We start from the raw sequence: 16,009 nt of genomic DNA, 5'->3' as shown, positions 1-16,009 counted from the left end.
CGGCAGCCGCTCGTCGAATTCCGCGTGATACTTGCTGTCGAGATAGTCCCGGTATTTCTCCGGCGGCAGGCCAGCATGCCCGTCACCCGATATCACAAGAAAGCGGTCCATCTCTTCCTCCAGTGATTATTGTTGTTCGGTGATTATTGCCGTTTGTGATCGCCGCCCTTGCTGGACAGCTTTTCATGATCGAAGCCTATGCCCCTGCCCGGCCAGCCGGAAGCCAGCGAGGGCGAATTGACCGTTCGCGCTCGTGAACAATGGTTCAGCCTTCGGCCTGGCCGAGAAACGGCGGCTTCTCTCCGCCGCCATGGACCTCGAGCGCCGCGCCGGTGATATGGGACGCGAGGTCGGAGGCGAGGAACAGACAGGCATTGGCGATATCGTCCGGCACCGCCATGCGCCCCTGGGGCAGGCCCGCCTCGATCCGCGCCAGGCCCTCGGCCCCGCCGTAATGATCCAGCGCCGCCTCGGTCTTGATCATGCCGGCGATGATGGCGTTCACGCGAACCGCCGGCGCCCATTCCTGGCCCAGCGACCGGGTGAGCGAGACCAGCCCGGCCTTGGCGGCACCATAGACCGCCGTCCCCGGCGAGGGCCGCACGGCCGAGACCGAGGCGATATTGACGATGGCCCCGCCCGTCTCCTGCCGGCGCATGACAAGACAGGCGGCCTGGGACAGATAGAGCGGCGCCAGCATGTTGAGGCGGACGATGGATTCGGCGAAACGGGGCGACGCCGTGGCGGCATCGGACGGCGGCGAACCGCCGGCATTGTTCACCAGCACGTCCAGGCGGCCATAGGTATCGAAAGCCGTGGCGACAACCCGTGCGGCCTGTTCGGCATCGCGGACGTCGGCGGCGACGAAGAGCGCTTCCCGCCCTTCGGCCGCGACCGGCACCTCGGGCGCATTCCGGCCGCAGACGACGACATGGGCCCCCGCCGCCAGCAGGCGCCCGGCGATCACCCGGCCGACGCCCTTGGTGCCGCCGGTGACGATGGCGACCCGGCCGGCGAAATCGAACCCCATGCTCATGTCAGGCAGCTCTCGTCCCAGAAGGCGCGCATGCGGGCGATCTTGCCGTCGCCATCGACGGCATAGGTGGAGAACACCTCGATCGCGATTTCGCCCATGCCGGGCATGCGCATGTGGACCGTGAAATGGGCCAGGAAATCGCTGCCGCAATAGACGACCCGATGCAATTCGCTGGTGAATTGCGCCGGGCCCTGGTCACCCTGGGCCCAGAACGCCTGCACCGCCTCGAGCCCGACATGGGCGGGCAGGCCCACCGGATCCTCGACCACCGTATCGGCGGCGAAGAGGGCCGAGCGGGCGGCCACATCCTTGGTCTCGAAAGTCACGAGATAGCGCCGCAGCAGATCCTCCGCCCCGGCCTTGTCCAGGGGGCCGGAGACCGCCCCGAGCATGCCGACGAGCGCTTCCCGCAGCATCTCAGAATTCCGTGTAGCGGAAGTTGCCGTTGTCGATGGCGAAATCCGCGCCGCTGATGAAGCGGGATTCGTCCGACACCAGGAACAGCACCAGATTGGCCACGTCTTCCGGGTAGCAGAAACGATGGCCCATGGGCGACTGCTTGATCATCTCGACATCGGCGTCGGGCGGCAGGCCCATCTGCGCCAGCACCATGGGCGTCAGGATACCGTCGGGGCAGAGCGCATTGCAGCGTATGGCGTACCCGCCGGTCTTGGCATGGGCATTGACGCTGCGGGTCAGCGACACCACGGCCGATTTGGCGGCGGCATAGGCGAAATAATTGGGGCTGCCGATATGGGAGGTGACGGACGCCATGTTGACGATGTTGCCGCCCCTCTCCTTCATGTTGAGGATGCCGTGCTTGCAGCCGAGATAGTAACCGGTGACGTTCACATCGAGCGTCTTCTGCCAATCCTCGAAGGCCATGTATTCGATCGAGGCTTGGACCAGGATGCCGGCATTGTTGACCAGCGTGTCGACGTAACCGAAGGCTTCGCGGGCCGCGGCGAAGGCCGTCACCCATTCGTCTTCCTTGGTGATGTTCAGGGGCAGCGCGATGGCGGCATCGCCGATTTCGGCGGCGGTCTTCCGGGCCGTTTCCAGATTCTGGTCGGTGGCGATGATCTTCGCGCCTTCCTTCGCCAGCATCAGGGCGTCCGCCCTGCCGGCCCCGCTGCCCGCGCCGGTGATCATCACCACCTTGCCGTCTACGCGCCCCATCTACTGTTCCCTTCTCTTCCGGCCGCCGGTTCACGCCCCGGCGGCGTCACGCATCAGATCTTCGGCCGGGCGATTGGTGGTCGCGGCGGCGATGTCGTTGGCGGCGATATAGCCGAAGGTCATGGCCGGGCCGAGGGTGCTGCCGGCACCGGGATAGGACTCCGCCATGACCGAGCCGGAGCAGTTGCCGATGGCATAGAGCCCGGCGATGGGCGTGCCCGCCTCGTCCAGCACCCGCGCACGGGCGTCCACCTTCAGGCCGCCCTTGGTGCCGATGTCGCCGAGGTCGACGCGGACGGCATAGAAGGGCGCCTTCTCGATGGGGCCGAGGCAGGGATTAGGGGTGACGAAACGATCACCGAAGTAGCGGTCGTAGACATTGTCGCCCCGGCCGAATTCCGTGTCCTTGCCGGTCCTGGCGTAACCGTTCATGGCGGCGACGGTCTCGGAAAGGGCCGCCGCCGGCAGGCCGACCTTGGCCGCCAGTTCGCCGATCGTATCGGCGCGATAGATCACATTGTCGAACCATTCGGGCGGCAGGCTGCGATCCGGCTCCATCATGCCCGGCATCAAGCCACCGACGACGTATTTCCTGCGGAAGGTGGCGTCGAACACCATCCAGCACGGGCTGCAGGCGCCGGTCCTCTGGTGTTCCGCGATCATCGCGTAACCGAAGTCGTTGTAGGAAATCGCCTCGTTGACGAAGCGCCGGCCCAATTGATTGACGATCACGCTGCCCGGCCAGCCGCGTTCCATGAACATGCCGACGCGGGTTTCCGTATTGGGCGTGTGACGCGACGGCAGGCGCATGGTCGGCGCCCACCAGGCGAGATCCATGAATTCGAGCGCGGCGCCCACCTCGCGCCCGGCGCTTATGGCGTCACCCGTATTGTTGGGAAAGGGCGTGACGCTCCAGGTTTCCGAAGTCGGTTTGGGCAGATGCTCGTCGCGCATCGACTGATTGCGCTCGAAGCCGCCGGCGGCGAGCACTACGGCGCGCCGCGCCTTCACGGTCATTTCCCTGCCGTCGCGCGAGATGCGGACACCGGCGACCCTTCCGTCTTCCTGCGTCAGGCCGATCAGGCGGGTATTGATCACCCGCGTCACCCCGCGCCGGACGAGACCGCGCAAAAGGCCGCCGGTCAGGGCATTGCCCATGGAAAGCCTTCGGTCGCGCTTCGTCTTCAGGCGCCAGGAAATATCGGTGAAATAGGCGGCCATCAGCTTCATCAGGACGAAGGGCCAGCCGGATTTCTTGGTGGTGATGGCGCGCGCCTCTGAAACCGTCAGCGAGATCCGCCCGAACAGGCGCATCAGGGCATAGGGCTCGCGCAGATAATAATAGTCTTCGCCAAGCTCGGTGCCGTCGACCGCGTCCGGGTCCATGGTCCGGCCGCCCGGCAGGGCACCGGGGCGATCGGGGTAATAGTCCGGATATTCCATGACCGCCTTGAAGCCGAGACCGACCTTCTCGGCCGTATAGCGGACCATGGGGGCGGCATTGTCGACATAGGCCGCCAGCTTTTCCTCCGGCACCGCGCCCTTGGTGCAGGCGCGGAGATAGTCGAGGGCCTGGCCCCGGTTGTCCTTGGCGCCCAGGTCTTCGTTGCAGGGCACCCAGATGGCGCCGCCCGAAACCGCCGAGGTTCCGCCGAAACGATCGCTCTTCTCGATGAGGAGGACCGAGAGGCCGAGGTCATGGGCCCGGTTGGCGGCCAGCATGCCGCCGGCCCCCGCCCCCACCACGATGACGTCGAATGCAGCGCCGTCGGCGATGCTGGCGCTTGCCGTGCCCCCGGTCATGGTGTCCTCCGCTTTCACTGGCCCCTTATTGAACGCAACGCCGCGCCGGGGTTTAGCGACATTCTTGTCGCGGAACCCCGGCCAGCATCGTCCCCTTGGACTAGACGGCGTCAGCGCCCGAACATGGTGACCTTGAAGCTGTCCTGCTCGGTGACTTCGGTCATCTGGGTCGAGGTGACGCGGAACACCGAGGTCTGGATCCACCAGCGCCCGTCGATGCGGACGTAATCATCCTCGTAGTAGCCGGCCGCCTGGGAGGCGGAGCGATTGTCGAGATTGATCTGATAGAAGAAGAGATCCCAAGTGCCGTGGGCCTTGTCCGGGTCGTTCTCGTCGAGAACGATGGACGGATTCTGGCCGTGGTGCATGTCGATGATGCTGTCGCGGCAGCCCACCATCTCGAACAGGCCGACGAAACTGTCGCGCCCCTCGTGCACGCCGAGGAAGGCGGCGTCGATCGTCGCGTCCGGGCGGAAGCAATCGCGCACGACATCCGGCTGCTTGCGGTCGCAGGCGCGCCAGTAGCGGTTCTTCAGTTCCTGAATGGCATTGATGTCCTCCAGCTTGCGCAGGCGTGCCGCCAGAGACTCGACCGTATCGACCATGGGATCCTCCCCCCTTGTTGTTGGGGGGAGATTAGGCCGCCGCGCCCGCGCCCGCCTCCGCCGTATGGACGAGGTCATGGGCTTCCGGCACTTTTTTTCCGTCGAGCCATGCGGCGATCATGGCATTCACCGTTTCCGGCGCCTCCTGCTGCACCCAATGGGAGACGCGGGGCAGATAGCGCAGCGTGAGATCCTTCACCAGGGCATCGGTGCCGACGGTCAATTCCTTGCCCAGCGCCGCGTCATCCTCGCCCCAGATCATCAGGGTCGGCACCTCCACCGGCTCCGGATCCGGCAGTTTCGCCGGCTTCAGGCGGATGTTGGCGCGGTAGTAGTTGAGCATGGCCGTGAGCGCGCCGGGGCGCAGCGCATTGCGGCGGTATTCGTCCAGCACCTCGTCGGGAAAACGGCTCTTGTCGATGGCCATGCCGCGAAAGGCATCCCCGACCGCCTTGGCACCGCGCGCCGAAAGCGCGAATTCCGGCAGCCAGGGGATCTGGAAGAAGAACATGTACCAGGAGCGGCGAAGCTGCGCGAAAGTCTTCAGCCCTTTGAAGAACAGCGTCGGGTGCGGCATGTTCAGGATGACGAACCGATCGAGCGGGCGAAGCCTTCGCAGCACGAAGGCCCAGGCGATCGCCCCGCCCCAATCATGGGCCATGAGGGTGACCGGCCCGGTGATGCCCCTTGCGCGGGCCGCGTCGATCAGGCCGGCAACGTCGTCGGTCAGATGGTCGAGCGTATAATTCGAGGTGCCGCGCGGCCGCGTCGTCCGGCCGTAACCCCGCAGGTTGGGCGCCCAGACCGTATAGCCGCGCTCGACGAAGACCGGGATCTGCGCCCGCCACGAGAATTTCGATTCCGGGAACCCGTGCAGCATGAGGGCGAACTTCTCGCCCGTGCCCGCCTGGTCGACCTCGAAGTCGAGGCCGTTGGCCGGCACCATGATCGTTTCCATCGTTCTCTCCCCTCGCGTCCTAGTTTGTATGGACGATGCGCAGTCTTGATCGTGCCCCGACACTGGCCCGGATAAAAGGGGAGGATACCATGGGTTCGGGTCGAGTTTCGGTGGTCACGGGCGCCAGCCGTGGCCTTGGGCGCGGCATCGCCATCGCGCTGGGTGCGGCGGGCGACACCGTCTATATCACCGGGCGCAGCAAGGATGCGCCCACGGGCAATTGGCCCGGCACGCTCGGCGAGACCGCGGCCGCGATCGACGCCGCCGGCGGCAAGGGCATCGCCGTTCCCTGCGATCATCTGGACGACGCCCAGACCAAGGCGGTCTTCGACCAGATCGAAGCGGAACAGGGCAAGCTGGACGTTCTCGTCAACAATGCCTTCGCGATGCAGGATTTCTCGGCCATGCCGGGCAATTTCTGGGAGCGCGGGCTGGAGGAATGGCAGCAGCAGATCGACGTCGGCCTGCGCTCGTCCTATGTCGCCTGCGTCTATGGCATTCCCCTGCTGATCAAGGCCGGCAAGGGCCTGATCGTGAACACCTCCTCGGTCGGCGCCCGCGCGACGCTGCACCCGCTGCCCTATGGCCTGTCGAAGATCGGCCAGGACAAGCTGGCGGCCGATATGGCGCCGGACCTGCAACCCCACAACGTCTGTGCCCTCTCGTTCTGGCACGGCATCGTGAAGACCGACCGCACCCTTCTGGGCCTGGAGCATTTCCCCCAGATGTTCGAGAGCATCGGCGGCTATGCCGGCGCCGAGAGCCCGGGCTTCGGCGGCCGCATCATCGACGCGCTGTGGCAGGACGCGGACCTGATGCGCCTGACCGGCGGCACCTTCTATACCTCCGAGCTGGCGCTGCATTACGGCATCGTCGACGAGGGGGACCATCAGCCGATCTCGTTCCGGCAGTTCTTCGGCGCGCCGATCTTCGAGAAGCCGATCTGAGCCGCCCCGTGAATGCGAATTGAATATGAGTAAATATTCGCATTAACATTTCTCCCGACGCACGCTCGCCGTGCGCGGGAGAAAACGTCATGACCATCGAACCGCCCCGCCAGCATGGCGCCAATCTGCCCGCGGGGCGGCGCGCCGTCTCCCTGCTGCGGCTGCTGACCCGGCGCGATCCGACGCCTTCCGAATCCGAGTGGCGGCGCATCGGCGAGGCGATGACGCGGGGCGATCCCCTGGCCGACGATCTGGTCGACTGGATGGTGGGTTTCGGCATGGGCCCCGGCCGCGCCCTGTTCGAGCGCGCGCTGAAATCCGGCATCGACGATATTCCCAACGCCCCCGAACCGCTGCGCCGCTTCTTCGCCACCGTGGAGGCGATGCCGCCCTGGCTGGACCGCGCGCGCCTGGAACATGGCGCGGAGGTCTGCCGCATGGCCGGCAATCTCTCGTCCTCGGTGCTGCGCGACGGCGCCCTGATGGGCGGCTATCAGGCCGCCGGGCTGAACCGCGTGCTGGTCATCACCGGCGCCCTCGAAAAAGGCGCCGGCAAGCGCCTGGCCGAGACCAGCCAATGGTGGCTGGCCTGCACCGAGCCGAACGGCATGACACGTTTCGGCCCCGGTTTCGAGATGAGCCTGCGCGTTCGCCTGGTCCATGCCCTGGTGCGCCGCCATGTGAGCCGCCATCCCGAATGGGATGCCGGGCGCGACGGCGTGCCGGTCGCCCAGATGGGCATGGCGGCGACCCAACTCGCCTTTTCCGCCCTGTTCCTGATCGGCATCAGGGCGCTCGGCTTTCATATCTCGAAGGCGGATGGTTCGGCGGTCATGCATCTGATGCGTTATGCCGGCTGGCTGATGGGGATCGAGGAGGAGCTTCTGCCCGACGACGAGGAGACGGGCCGCGTCCTCCTCTATCAGATGGGTCTGTCGCTGACCGACCCCGACCCCTCCGGCGCCCGCCTGGCCCAGGCGCTGGCCGACGAACCCCTGTCCCGGCCCTATCCGCGCTTCGCCCGGCTGCGCCGCTTCTACGAGCGCGAGCGCAATCTCTCCCTCAATCGCTTCTTCATGCGGGGTGCCGGGATGCGGGCGCTGGGCCTGCCGTGGCGGCCCCTGCCGTGGTACCCACTGATTGCACTTCCAGTGAACACACTCCGTTTCCTGTGGTGCACAAGGAATGCCGACGCCCGCGCCCGTCTCGCCGAACGAGGCCGAAAAGCGCAATATTCCTGGGTGGATAGCCTGGTCGGCCGGGTGCGGCACGAAATCGGCGGCGCCGTTCGCCACATCACCGAGACCGCCCCCTAGTCCATATAGGGGATGATGATTGTTGCCCCGATTCCTAACCTCGGCGACAAGTTGGTGAACGGCCCAGACAAGGGGAAAAGACCCCGGGCCGGGCAGCGCCCGCGGACGGGCGCGCCGCTTCTCGCAGGACAGGGTCCTGCAGGACTTCACCATCGTCGCGTGGGAGGGAGAAATGCCGGCAGTCGACAAGGACATTCGTGTCATCAAGGCGGAGCGCCCGCCCGAGCGTTTCGCGCGGGGCTGGCATTGCCTCGGCATCGCCGACGCCTATCGTGACGGCAAGGCTCATTCCTTCGACGCCTTCGGTACCCGCCTCGCCATTTTCGCGGATTCGACCGGCAAGCTGAACGTCGTCGACGGCTATTGCCCGCATATGGGCGCCGATCTCGGCGAAGGCGTGATCAAGGGCGACACCCTGGCCTGCCCGTTCCACGGCTGGCAATGGGGCGGCGACGGCAAGTGCAAGGCCATTCCCTATGCCGGCCGCGTGCCGCCGCGCGCGCGCATCAAATCCTGGCCGACGATGGAAGAGAACAAGCAGCTCTTCGTCTGGCACGATGCCGAAGGCAATCAGCCCCAGCCGGAAGTCGCCATTCCGAAGATCGAGGAATGCTTCACCGGCGAATGGTCCGACTGGATCTGGGAGACGGTGAAGATCGACACCAATTGCCGCGAGTTGATCGACAACGTCTCGGACATGGCGCATTTCTATTACGTCCACGGGGCGCGTGCGACCTACTTCAAGAACACGTTCGAAAAACATGTCGCCCGCCAGGAGATGCGCGGCAAGCCCCGCGCCGACCTGAAGGTCGCGGGCGACAACATGGATTTCGGCGGTTCCGAGGTGACGATCGACGAGCTTTATTCCGTCGCCACCTATTACGGCCCGTCCTACATGATCGACTACCTGTCCTCGATCGTGAACGGCATGCAGGTCGAAGCCTATCTGATCAACTGCCATGTGCCGATCGACCAGAACAGCTTCACCCTGCATGTCGGCCTGATGGTCAAGAAGCTGCCCTTCCTCGACGACGAGATGAACGCGCAGATCGCCCAGATGTACGCCAAGGGCAACCGCGACGGTTTCTTCCAGGACGTCGCCATCTGGAAGTCCAAGACCCGCATCGACAACCCCCTGCTGTGCGAGGCCGACGGCCCGATCTACCAGCTCCGCCGCTGGTACGAGCAGTTCTATGTCGATGTCGCGGACATCGAACCGGACATGGTCGACCGCTTCGAGGTCGAGATGGACCTGACCAAGTCCAACGAAATGTGGGTGGCCGACGAGGCCGCCAACAAAGCCGCCCAGCAGGCTGCCGAGTAACGCAGCCTCCTCGGGCTTCTCTACGTGAAGCTCCCCAACTTGCGCCGCCCCTCCTCGGGCGGCGCTTTTTTGTGCGCGCGACGGAAGTCCTTGCGCCTCATTCGGAACGATCTACCCTCGATCCATAATAACGATCAGGGGAGAGAGCCATGGCCACGCATTACCGCGCCTGCCATCTGTGCGAGGCGATCTGCGGCCTGGAAATCACGGTCGAGGACGGCAAGGTCGCGACGATCCGGGGCGACAAGGCGGATGTCCTGTCGCGCGGCCATATCTGCCCCAAGGGGGTCGCCCTCAAGGACCTGCATGAAGACCCCGACCGCCTGCGCGCGCCGGTGAAGAAGGTCGACGGTGCCTTCGTCGAAATCTCCTGGGACGAAGCCTTCGAGATGGTCGGCACGCGGCTGGCCCGGATCGCCGAGGCCCATGGCCGCGATGCGATCGGGACCTATTTCGGCAATCCCTCGGTCCATTCCCTCGGCATGCTGGCCAATATCGGCATGCTGGTGCGCCTGATCAAATCGAAGTCCGTATTCTCCGCGACCTCGGTCGATCAATTGCCGCATCAGTTGATGGCGCTGTGGATGTATGGCCATCAGAACTATCTCTTCGTGCCGGACATCGACCGCACCGACCTAATCTATGTCTTCGGCGGCAATCCCATGGCGTCCAACGGCAGCCTCTGGACCGTGCCGGACTTTCCCGGCCGCCTTGCCGCCCTGAAGGCGCGGGGTGGGCGCATGGTGGTGGTCGATCCGCGCCGGACCGAGACCGCCAAGGTGGCGAGCGCCCATCACTTCATCCGTCCGGGCAGCGACGCCTTCGTGCTGCTGGCGATGGTCAACACGCTGATCGTCGAAGGTCTGGCCCGGCCCGGCCGCCTCGCCGATTTCGCCGACGGCATGGAGGCGGTGGCGGAAGCCGTCGCCCCCTTCACGGCGGAACGCGCCGAAAGCGCCAGCGGCCTGGGCGCCGAGACCATCCGCGCCATGGCCCGCGATCTCGCGGCAGCACCCCGCGCCGTCGTCTACGGCCGCATGGGCACATCGACCCAGGCGTTCGGCACGCTCTGCCAATGGGCGATCCAGCTTCTGAATATCCTGACCGGCAACCTGGACCGGGAAGGGGGCACCATGCTGCCCCATCCCGCCATCGCCGCCGGTTTCTCGCCCCGCGCCGCCGGCAATTTCGGCCGCTGGAAGAGCCGGGTGCGCGGCCTGCCGGAATTCGCCAGCAATTTTCCGGTGGCGGCGCTGGCGGAAGAGATTCAGACCCCCGGTCCCGGCCAGATCCGCGCCCTGGTGACCATCGCCGGCAATCCCGTGTCCTCGACCCCGAACGGGCGCCGCCTGGATGCCGCCTTCGCCGAACTCGACTTCATGGTCGCCCTCGATTTCTACGTGAACGAGACGACGCGCCATGCCGACGTGATCCTGCCGCCCTGCTCGCCGCTGGAGCGCGGGCATTATGACCTCGCCTTCTTCCCCCTCGCGGTCCGCAATGTGACGCGGTGGAGCGATCCCCTGTTCGAGAAGCCGGAAAGCGCGCGCCACGATTGGGAAATCATCGCCGGCATCCTGGAAGCCTTCGCCAAGGCGACCGGGGTGGAGGCGCCGAACGTGCTGCCGCCCGAGTTCATGATCGACATGGGGCTGCGCGGCAGCGACTACCCGAACCTCGACCTCGAGACCCTGCGCGCGGCGCCCCATGGCATCGATCTCGGCCCGCTGCGCCCCTCCCTGCCCGAACGATTGCTGACCCCGGACGGCCGTATCCAGATGGCCCCCGAAGGCTGTCTCGCCGATCTGCCGCGCCTTTTGGCGGCGACGCCGGAGGCCCAAGGTCTGCTGCTGATCGGGCGGCGCCATGTGCGGTCCAACAATTCCTGGATGAACAATTCGACCCGCCTGGTGAAGGGCCCCATCCGCTATCGCCTGCAGATGCACCCCAGCGACATGGAACCGCGCCAGATCCGCGACGGCGGCGCGGTCGCCGTGACCAGCCGTGCCGGCGAAGTGCGGATCGAGGTCGAGGCCAGCGAGGATCTGATGCCCGGCGTCGTCTGCCTGCCCCACGGCTGGGGCCAGGCGACGCGTGACGGCATCCGCCTCGCCGTCGCCAATGGCGCGGGCGGCGTCTCCTTCAACGATCTCTCTGACGAGGACCTGCTGGACGACGCCAGCGGCAATGCCGCCCTGAACGGCGTCCCGGTCGAAGTGCGGGCCCTGCCCTGACGCTTCTCCACCGTCGTCATCCCGGCGCAGGCCGGGATCTCGTCGGCTGTTCGCGGGGTGCCCTTCCGTCGAAAGGTCCCGGCCTGCGCCGGGACGACGGGCATTTCGGCGGCACCCCGGAGACTCAATCGTCGCTCAAGACCTGTGCCGCCCGAACCAATTGGACGAATTCGGCGCGGTAACCTTCCGGATCGTCGCCGCGCGCGCCCTTGGCGAGAGCCGCGACCGCGTCCCACGGCATGTCGGCGACGGCGTTGTTGCCGGAAAGCTTCTGGCCATAGGCGGCGACGGCGACGGCGAAACGCTGGTCGTCACTTGCCCCCGCCAGGGTCGAGACTGTGTCGCGGCCGGTCACCGGGCGTTCCATCAGGCGGCTCTGGGTCGTGCCCGGGCGCTTGTAGCGGATGCGCAGGAAGGCGATCTCGTCGCGGTGGGCACCGGCCTCCGGCATGGCGGCCGGGGTTCCATAGCGCAGGGGATCGACGCGGCGCTTGGCACCCACCGGCACGATTTCATAGATCGCGGTGACCGTCCGGCCGGCACCGATATCGCCGGCGTCGACCTTGTCGTCGTTGAAGTCCTCGCGCGCCAGCATCCTGGTCTCATAGCCGATCAGGCGATATTCGGCGATGCGGGCGGGATTGAATTCGACCTGGAACTTCACGTCGTCGGCGACCGGGATCAGGGTCGAGGCCGCCTCCTCACGCAGCACTTTCCGGGCTTCCGTGGCGGTGTCGAGGTAATGCGCGTTGCCGTTTCCGACCTGGGCGATCCGCTGCATCATCTGGTCGTTCAGATTGCCGAAACCGACGCCGAGAACCGAGAGATAGATGCCTTTCTTCCGCTCCTTCTCGACCATGTCGGCCAGCGTCGCGGGATCGGAGGGGCCGATGTTGAAATCGCCGTCGGTCGCAAGGAGGACGCGGTTCACCGCCTCCGCGCCGAAATTCTCCCGCGCCAGGGCATAGGCCATTTCGAGACCGGCACCACCGGCGGTGCCGCCGCCCGCTTCCAGGCGACGGATCGCGGCGGCGATCGTGCCGCGCCTGTCGCCCGCCGTCGGGCTGAGCACGGTTTCGACGCTGCCGGCGTAAGTGACGATCGAAATGCGATCCTCCGGCCGCAGTTCGTCCAGGAAGTCGGTCAGGCCGGCCTTCACGAGGCCGAGGCGGTCGTCCCCGTCCATGGACCCGGAAACGTCGACCAGCATCACCAGGTTCAGGGGCGGGCGGCGCCGGCCGCCGGGCTCCATCGCCTTGATCGAGACGGTCATCAACTGGGTGTCCGTGCTCCAGGGGCTGGGCATCACCCGGACCGTGGTGCCGAAGGGACCATCCTCGGCGCCGCGATCATCGTGACCATAGGGAAAGTAGTTGATCATCTCCTCCACCCGGACGGCACCTTCGGGCGGCAGGGTGCCATCGCGGAGAAACCGGCGGACGACGGCATAGGAGGCGGTGTCGACATCCGACGAGAAGGTCGAGACCGGCTCTTCCGCCACCGCCTTGAAGGGATTGGCGGTCGTTTCCTCGAAACGCCCGCCGACGGCCGGCATGGGCGGCATGGGCGCGATCCCGCCCGAGACGATGACCGACCTCATCGCCGGCGCCGGCGCATAGGAGGCGTCCCTCATGCGCTGGCTATCTTCGCAGGCACCGAGAAGGGCCGTGAGGGCTAGCGGCAGGCCGAGGGCGGCCGCCCGCGAACGTCGGGACACGCTTTTGCTGAACGCGGGCCGGCGGGGCAAGATCGGGGCTGAGAGCGTCATTGTCGTACCATCGGGTTATTGGACGATGGCGACGATGGCAATGCAATCGGGCGGCGAAAGGGAGGGATTGTGGCGCGCCAGTGGTGAAACACGCCGAAATCAGGGCCGCGCGCGCAAAGAAAAAGGGCCGCGGTCGCCCGCGGCCCCTGATCTCGATCGTGGCCCGATCAGGCGGCCTTCGGCGCCGCCGAACGGATGGCGTCATCGACGTGGGCCTCGAACTGGGCGAAGTTGTCGATGAAGAGCTGCACGAGGTGCTTGGCCTTGGCGTCATAGGCGGCCTTGTCGGCCCAGGTCTGACGCGGGTCGAGGATCTCGGTCGGGACGCCCGGCACGGCCACCGGAACCTCGAAGCCGAAGTTCGGGTCCTTGCGGAATTCGACCTTGTTCAGCGAACCGTCGAGGGCGGCGCGCAGCAGGGCGCGGGTCACCTTGATCGGCATGCGCTGGCCGACGCCGTAGACGCCGCCGGTCCAGCCGGTGTTGACCAGCCAGCACGAGACACCGTGCTTGGCGATCTTCTCCTTCAGGATGTTGCCGTAGACCGTCGGATGGCGGGGCATGAAGGGGGCGCCGAAGCAGGTCGAGAAGGTCGCCTGCGGCTCCTTGCCGAGGCCCTTCTCGGTGCCGGCAACCTTGGCGGTGTAGCCCGACAGGAAGTGGTACATCGCCTCTTCCGGCGACAGGCGCGAGATCGGCGGCAGCACGCCGAAGGCATCCGCCGTCAGCATGATGATGTTCTTCGGATGGCCGGCGACACCGGTCGCGGAGGCATTGGCGATGAAGTCGAGCGGATAGGCGCCGCGCGAATTCTCCGCCAGGGTGGCGTCGTCCAGGTCGAGCTTGCGGGTCTCGGGGTCGATCACGACGTTCTCGAGCACGGTGCCGAAACGCTTGGTGGTCGAATAGATCTCCGGCTCGGCGCTGGCCGACAGGCGGATCATCTTGGCGTAGCAGCCGCCCTCGAAATTGAACACGCCGTCGTCCGACCAGCCGTGCTCGTCGTCGCCGACGAGCTGGCGCTCCGGATCGGCGGAGAGCGTGGTCTTGCCGGTGCCCGACAGGCCGAAGAAGATGGCGCTGTCGCCGGCATCGCCGACGTTGATCGAGCAGTGCATGGGCATGACGCCCTTCACCGGCAGCAGGTAGTTCAGGATGGTGAACACCGACTTCTTCATCTCGCCGGCATAGGAGGTGCCGCCGATGACGATGGTCTTCGCGGCGAAGTCGACGACGATGAAGGTCTCGGACTTGGTGCCGTCAGCGGCCGGATCGGCCAACAGGTTCGGGCAGTCGATGATGGTGAATTCGGGGTCGAAGTCGGCCAGATCGGCGACATCGGGGCGCACCAGCAGGTTGCGGATGAACAGCGAGTGCCAGGCGTATTCGGTGACGACGCGGACCTTCACCCGGTTCGTCGCGTCGGCGCCGCCGTAGAGATCCTGCACGAAGATTTCGCGGTTCTGCAGATAGGCCTTCACCTTGGCGCGGAGGGCCTCGGCCTTCGCCGGCTCGATCGCCACATTGGACTTGCCCCACCAGACGTTGTCGGCGGTCGTCGCGTCCTTCACGGTGAACTTGTCGCTTGCGGAGCGGCCGGTGTGCTGGCCGGTCTTGACCACCAGGGGCCCATCTTCGGCGACCACGCCTTCACGGCGCCGAATGGCCTCTTCGTAAAGGGCCGGGGCCGTCAGGTTCCAGTAGACAGCGGATACGTTCTGAAGTCCCTGTTTGTCGATGCCATGTCGCGAAATATGGGTGCCGATCTGGCGCAATGTACTTCTCCGCGAAGTTTTGGACGCGGGATGACGATCCCGCGGCGGTGTGCCGAAGACGACGTTGAAACCCGCGCCGCCTGAATTGGTTGCGTGCCGGGCGAAAATAATGCCCCCAGGTGACACGCGCAACAGCCCGTTTGGGGGAGTTTCGGGTACATTTCGCCCTAGTTCATGCCGCTTTTTGCCAATTTGACCAGGTCGACGAGCATTTTTCGCGCATCAGAGGAATTTCCGATCACCCCTGGGAACACCAGTCTCGCGGCGGTACCGCCATCCGCCCGAAGGTCCGTCCCCTCGGGGTCGATGGCGGCCATGCGCCACGTTGCCGCAGGCAGGCCCAGAAGCCGCTCGGCGTAGAGCGCGATCGCGTCCGCATGGTCTTCGTTCATGTGCCGGACGATGCCCGGCTCCGCCGCCGCCAGATCCCCGGTCGCGGCATCGAACAGATAGTCGTCGGCGTCGATCCAGTGGATGCGGCCGAAGCCGGCGACCAGATGCACGCGTTCGACCTCCATGCGCCAGAGACCGAAATCGCCGAAGTCGCGATAGACCGCCGCCTCGGGGTGAAGCGCGATGAAGCGTTCCTTGGCGGCCGCATCCTCGATCCGCGCCATGCGTCCGACCAGGCTGGCGCGCGCGCCGGTCAGGCGGGCATCGAGCCCGGCGGTGCCGTCGAACAGCAGGCAGGCGGCGGGATCGGCCTCCAGCGCCCTCGTGTGTTCCGCCAGACGCGAGATGAAGAGCAGCGGCCGCCCGGCGTGATCCGGCGCGGTCAGCACCAGCGAGGCATAGGGCAGGCCGTCCGGCGGCAGGCGCACCGCGAGGGCGGCGGCCGGCGTGCGCCGCACCAGGGCGCGCGCCGCCGCGCCGGGGGATTCCGCCGCCACGTCCTTCACCTCGCCCATTTCGAATCCTCCTTGGCCGTCGGGCACGCATCCTAGCGCCATTCCGGGTGCCGCGCCTTGATCCGCGCCCCATCCTTGCCAAATTTCCCGTTCACGACAGGATAGGCGCCGAACCGAGCACCGTTTCGTCAAGACCCGAGCCCCGGCGGCCCGCCA

General features: G+C 66.3%; 13 protein-coding genes. 4 read left to right on the top strand and 9 right to left on the bottom strand.

Translation table 11 applies throughout. The features are described 5' to 3' along the window. Positions 1-265: 265 nt before the first annotated feature. From L2U69_RS11160 to L2U69_RS11135, 6 genes are all read right to left on the bottom strand, one after another. The gene (locus L2U69_RS11160; protein ID WP_236106882.1) at positions 266-1,036 is read right to left on the bottom strand and encodes an SDR family oxidoreductase; all 771 of its coding nucleotides are present in this window, start codon (positions 1,034-1,036) and stop codon (positions 266-268) included. Next, entirely contained in the window at positions 1,033-1,452 is a 420-nt protein-coding gene (locus tag L2U69_RS11155; RefSeq protein ID WP_236106881.1) for a nuclear transport factor 2 family protein, read from the bottom strand. Before L2U69_RS11155 ends, L2U69_RS11160 begins: the two co-directional genes overlap by 4 nt. 1 nt (position 1,453) lies before the next feature. Beyond that, on the bottom strand, positions 1,454-2,215 hold the full coding sequence (locus L2U69_RS11150) for an SDR family oxidoreductase (protein ID WP_236106880.1): 762 nt from the start codon (positions 2,213-2,215) through the stop codon (positions 1,454-1,456). Positions 2,216-2,245: 30 nt separating this feature from the next. Beyond that, positions 2,246-4,018 carry an FAD-dependent oxidoreductase gene (locus tag L2U69_RS11145; RefSeq protein WP_236106879.1) on the bottom strand — a complete coding sequence of 591 codons (1,773 nt, stop codon included), beginning with the start codon at positions 4,016-4,018 and terminating at the stop codon, positions 2,246-2,248. Positions 4,019-4,128: 110 nt separating this feature from the next. Further along, positions 4,129-4,623: a nuclear transport factor 2 family protein gene (locus L2U69_RS11140; protein WP_236106878.1), complete on the bottom strand. Its 495-nt coding sequence runs from the start codon at positions 4,621-4,623 to the stop codon at positions 4,129-4,131. 31 nt (positions 4,624-4,654) lie between these two features. Then, on the bottom strand, positions 4,655-5,581 hold the full coding sequence (locus tag L2U69_RS11135) for an alpha/beta fold hydrolase (protein WP_236106877.1): 927 nt from the start codon (positions 5,579-5,581) through the stop codon (positions 4,655-4,657). An 89-nt stretch (positions 5,582-5,670) separates the two neighbouring features. Here L2U69_RS11135 and L2U69_RS11130 point away from each other — a divergent pair, with 89 nt between their 5' ends. From L2U69_RS11130 to L2U69_RS11115, 4 genes are all read left to right on the top strand, one after another. Then, on the top strand, positions 5,671-6,528 hold the full coding sequence (locus L2U69_RS11130) for an SDR family NAD(P)-dependent oxidoreductase (protein ID WP_236106876.1): 858 nt from the start codon (positions 5,671-5,673) through the stop codon (positions 6,526-6,528). Between the two features lie 89 nt (positions 6,529-6,617). Then, positions 6,618-7,844, top strand: coding sequence for an oxygenase MpaB family protein (locus L2U69_RS11125; protein WP_236106875.1), 1,227 nt, complete (start codon positions 6,618-6,620; stop codon positions 7,842-7,844). A 172-nt stretch (positions 7,845-8,016) separates the two neighbouring features. After that, positions 8,017-9,168 (top strand): Rieske 2Fe-2S domain-containing protein, encoded by a 1,152-nt coding sequence (locus L2U69_RS11120; RefSeq protein ID WP_236106874.1) that lies wholly within the window; start codon positions 8,017-8,019, stop codon positions 9,166-9,168. 149 nt (positions 9,169-9,317) lie between these two features. Beyond that, positions 9,318-11,402: a molybdopterin-dependent oxidoreductase gene (locus L2U69_RS11115; RefSeq protein ID WP_236106873.1), complete on the top strand. Its 2,085-nt coding sequence runs from the start codon at positions 9,318-9,320 to the stop codon at positions 11,400-11,402. A gap of 124 nt (positions 11,403-11,526) precedes the next feature. Here L2U69_RS11115 and L2U69_RS11110 read toward each other — a convergent pair whose 3' ends face one another. The 3 genes from L2U69_RS11110 to L2U69_RS11100 form a co-directional block, all read right to left on the bottom strand. Continuing rightward, on the bottom strand, positions 11,527-13,035 hold the full coding sequence (locus L2U69_RS11110; RefSeq protein ID WP_236106872.1) for a vWA domain-containing protein: 1,509 nt from the start codon (positions 13,033-13,035) through the stop codon (positions 11,527-11,529). A gap of 302 nt (positions 13,036-13,337) precedes the next feature. Beyond that, on the bottom strand, positions 13,338-14,945 hold the full coding sequence (locus L2U69_RS11105) for a phosphoenolpyruvate carboxykinase (RefSeq protein ID WP_268967342.1): 1,608 nt from the start codon (positions 14,943-14,945) through the stop codon (positions 13,338-13,340). 167 nt (positions 14,946-15,112) lie between these two features. Beyond that, positions 15,113-15,853, bottom strand: coding sequence for a HugZ family pyridoxamine 5'-phosphate oxidase (locus tag L2U69_RS11100; RefSeq protein ID WP_236106871.1), 741 nt, complete (start codon positions 15,851-15,853; stop codon positions 15,113-15,115). Positions 15,854-16,009: the final 156 nt, after the last annotated feature.

This window comes from Zavarzinia marina, from assembly GCF_021568905.1.
GTDB lineage: Bacteria > Pseudomonadota > Alphaproteobacteria > Zavarziniales > Zavarziniaceae > Zavarzinia > Zavarzinia marina.
Note: the sequence above shows the minus strand (reverse complement) of the source record. Positions and strands in the feature narration are given on the sequence as shown.

Bases quoted from the DNA above. Each gene is read 5' to 3' on its own strand.
- L2U69_RS11160 (WP_236106882.1), bottom strand. From the start codon at position 1,036: ATGAGCATGGGGTTCGATTTCGCCGGCCGGGTCGCCATCGTCACCGGC.
- L2U69_RS11155 (WP_236106881.1), bottom strand. From the start codon at position 1,452: ATGCTGCGGGAAGCGCTCGTCGGCATGCTCGGGGCGGTCTCCGGCCCC.
- L2U69_RS11150 (WP_236106880.1), bottom strand. From the start codon at position 2,215: ATGGGGCGCGTAGACGGCAAGGTGGTGATGATCACCGGCGCGGGCAGC.
- L2U69_RS11145 (WP_236106879.1), bottom strand. From the start codon at position 4,018: ATGACCGGGGGCACGGCAAGCGCCAGCATCGCCGACGGCGCTGCATTC.
- L2U69_RS11140 (WP_236106878.1), bottom strand. From the start codon at position 4,623: ATGGTCGATACGGTCGAGTCTCTGGCGGCACGCCTGCGCAAGCTGGAG.
- L2U69_RS11135 (WP_236106877.1), bottom strand. From the start codon at position 5,581: ATGGAAACGATCATGGTGCCGGCCAACGGCCTCGACTTCGAGGTCGAC.
- L2U69_RS11130 (WP_236106876.1), top strand. From the start codon at position 5,671: ATGGGTTCGGGTCGAGTTTCGGTGGTCACGGGCGCCAGCCGTGGCCTT.
- L2U69_RS11125 (WP_236106875.1), top strand. From the start codon at position 6,618: ATGACCATCGAACCGCCCCGCCAGCATGGCGCCAATCTGCCCGCGGGG.
- L2U69_RS11120 (WP_236106874.1), top strand. From the start codon at position 8,017: ATGCCGGCAGTCGACAAGGACATTCGTGTCATCAAGGCGGAGCGCCCG.
- L2U69_RS11115 (WP_236106873.1), top strand. From the start codon at position 9,318: ATGGCCACGCATTACCGCGCCTGCCATCTGTGCGAGGCGATCTGCGGC.
- L2U69_RS11110 (WP_236106872.1), bottom strand. From the start codon at position 13,035: ATGAGGGACGCCTCCTATGCGCCGGCGCCGGCGATGAGGTCGGTCATC.
- L2U69_RS11100 (WP_236106871.1), bottom strand. From the start codon at position 15,853: ATGGGCGAGGTGAAGGACGTGGCGGCGGAATCCCCCGGCGCGGCGGCG.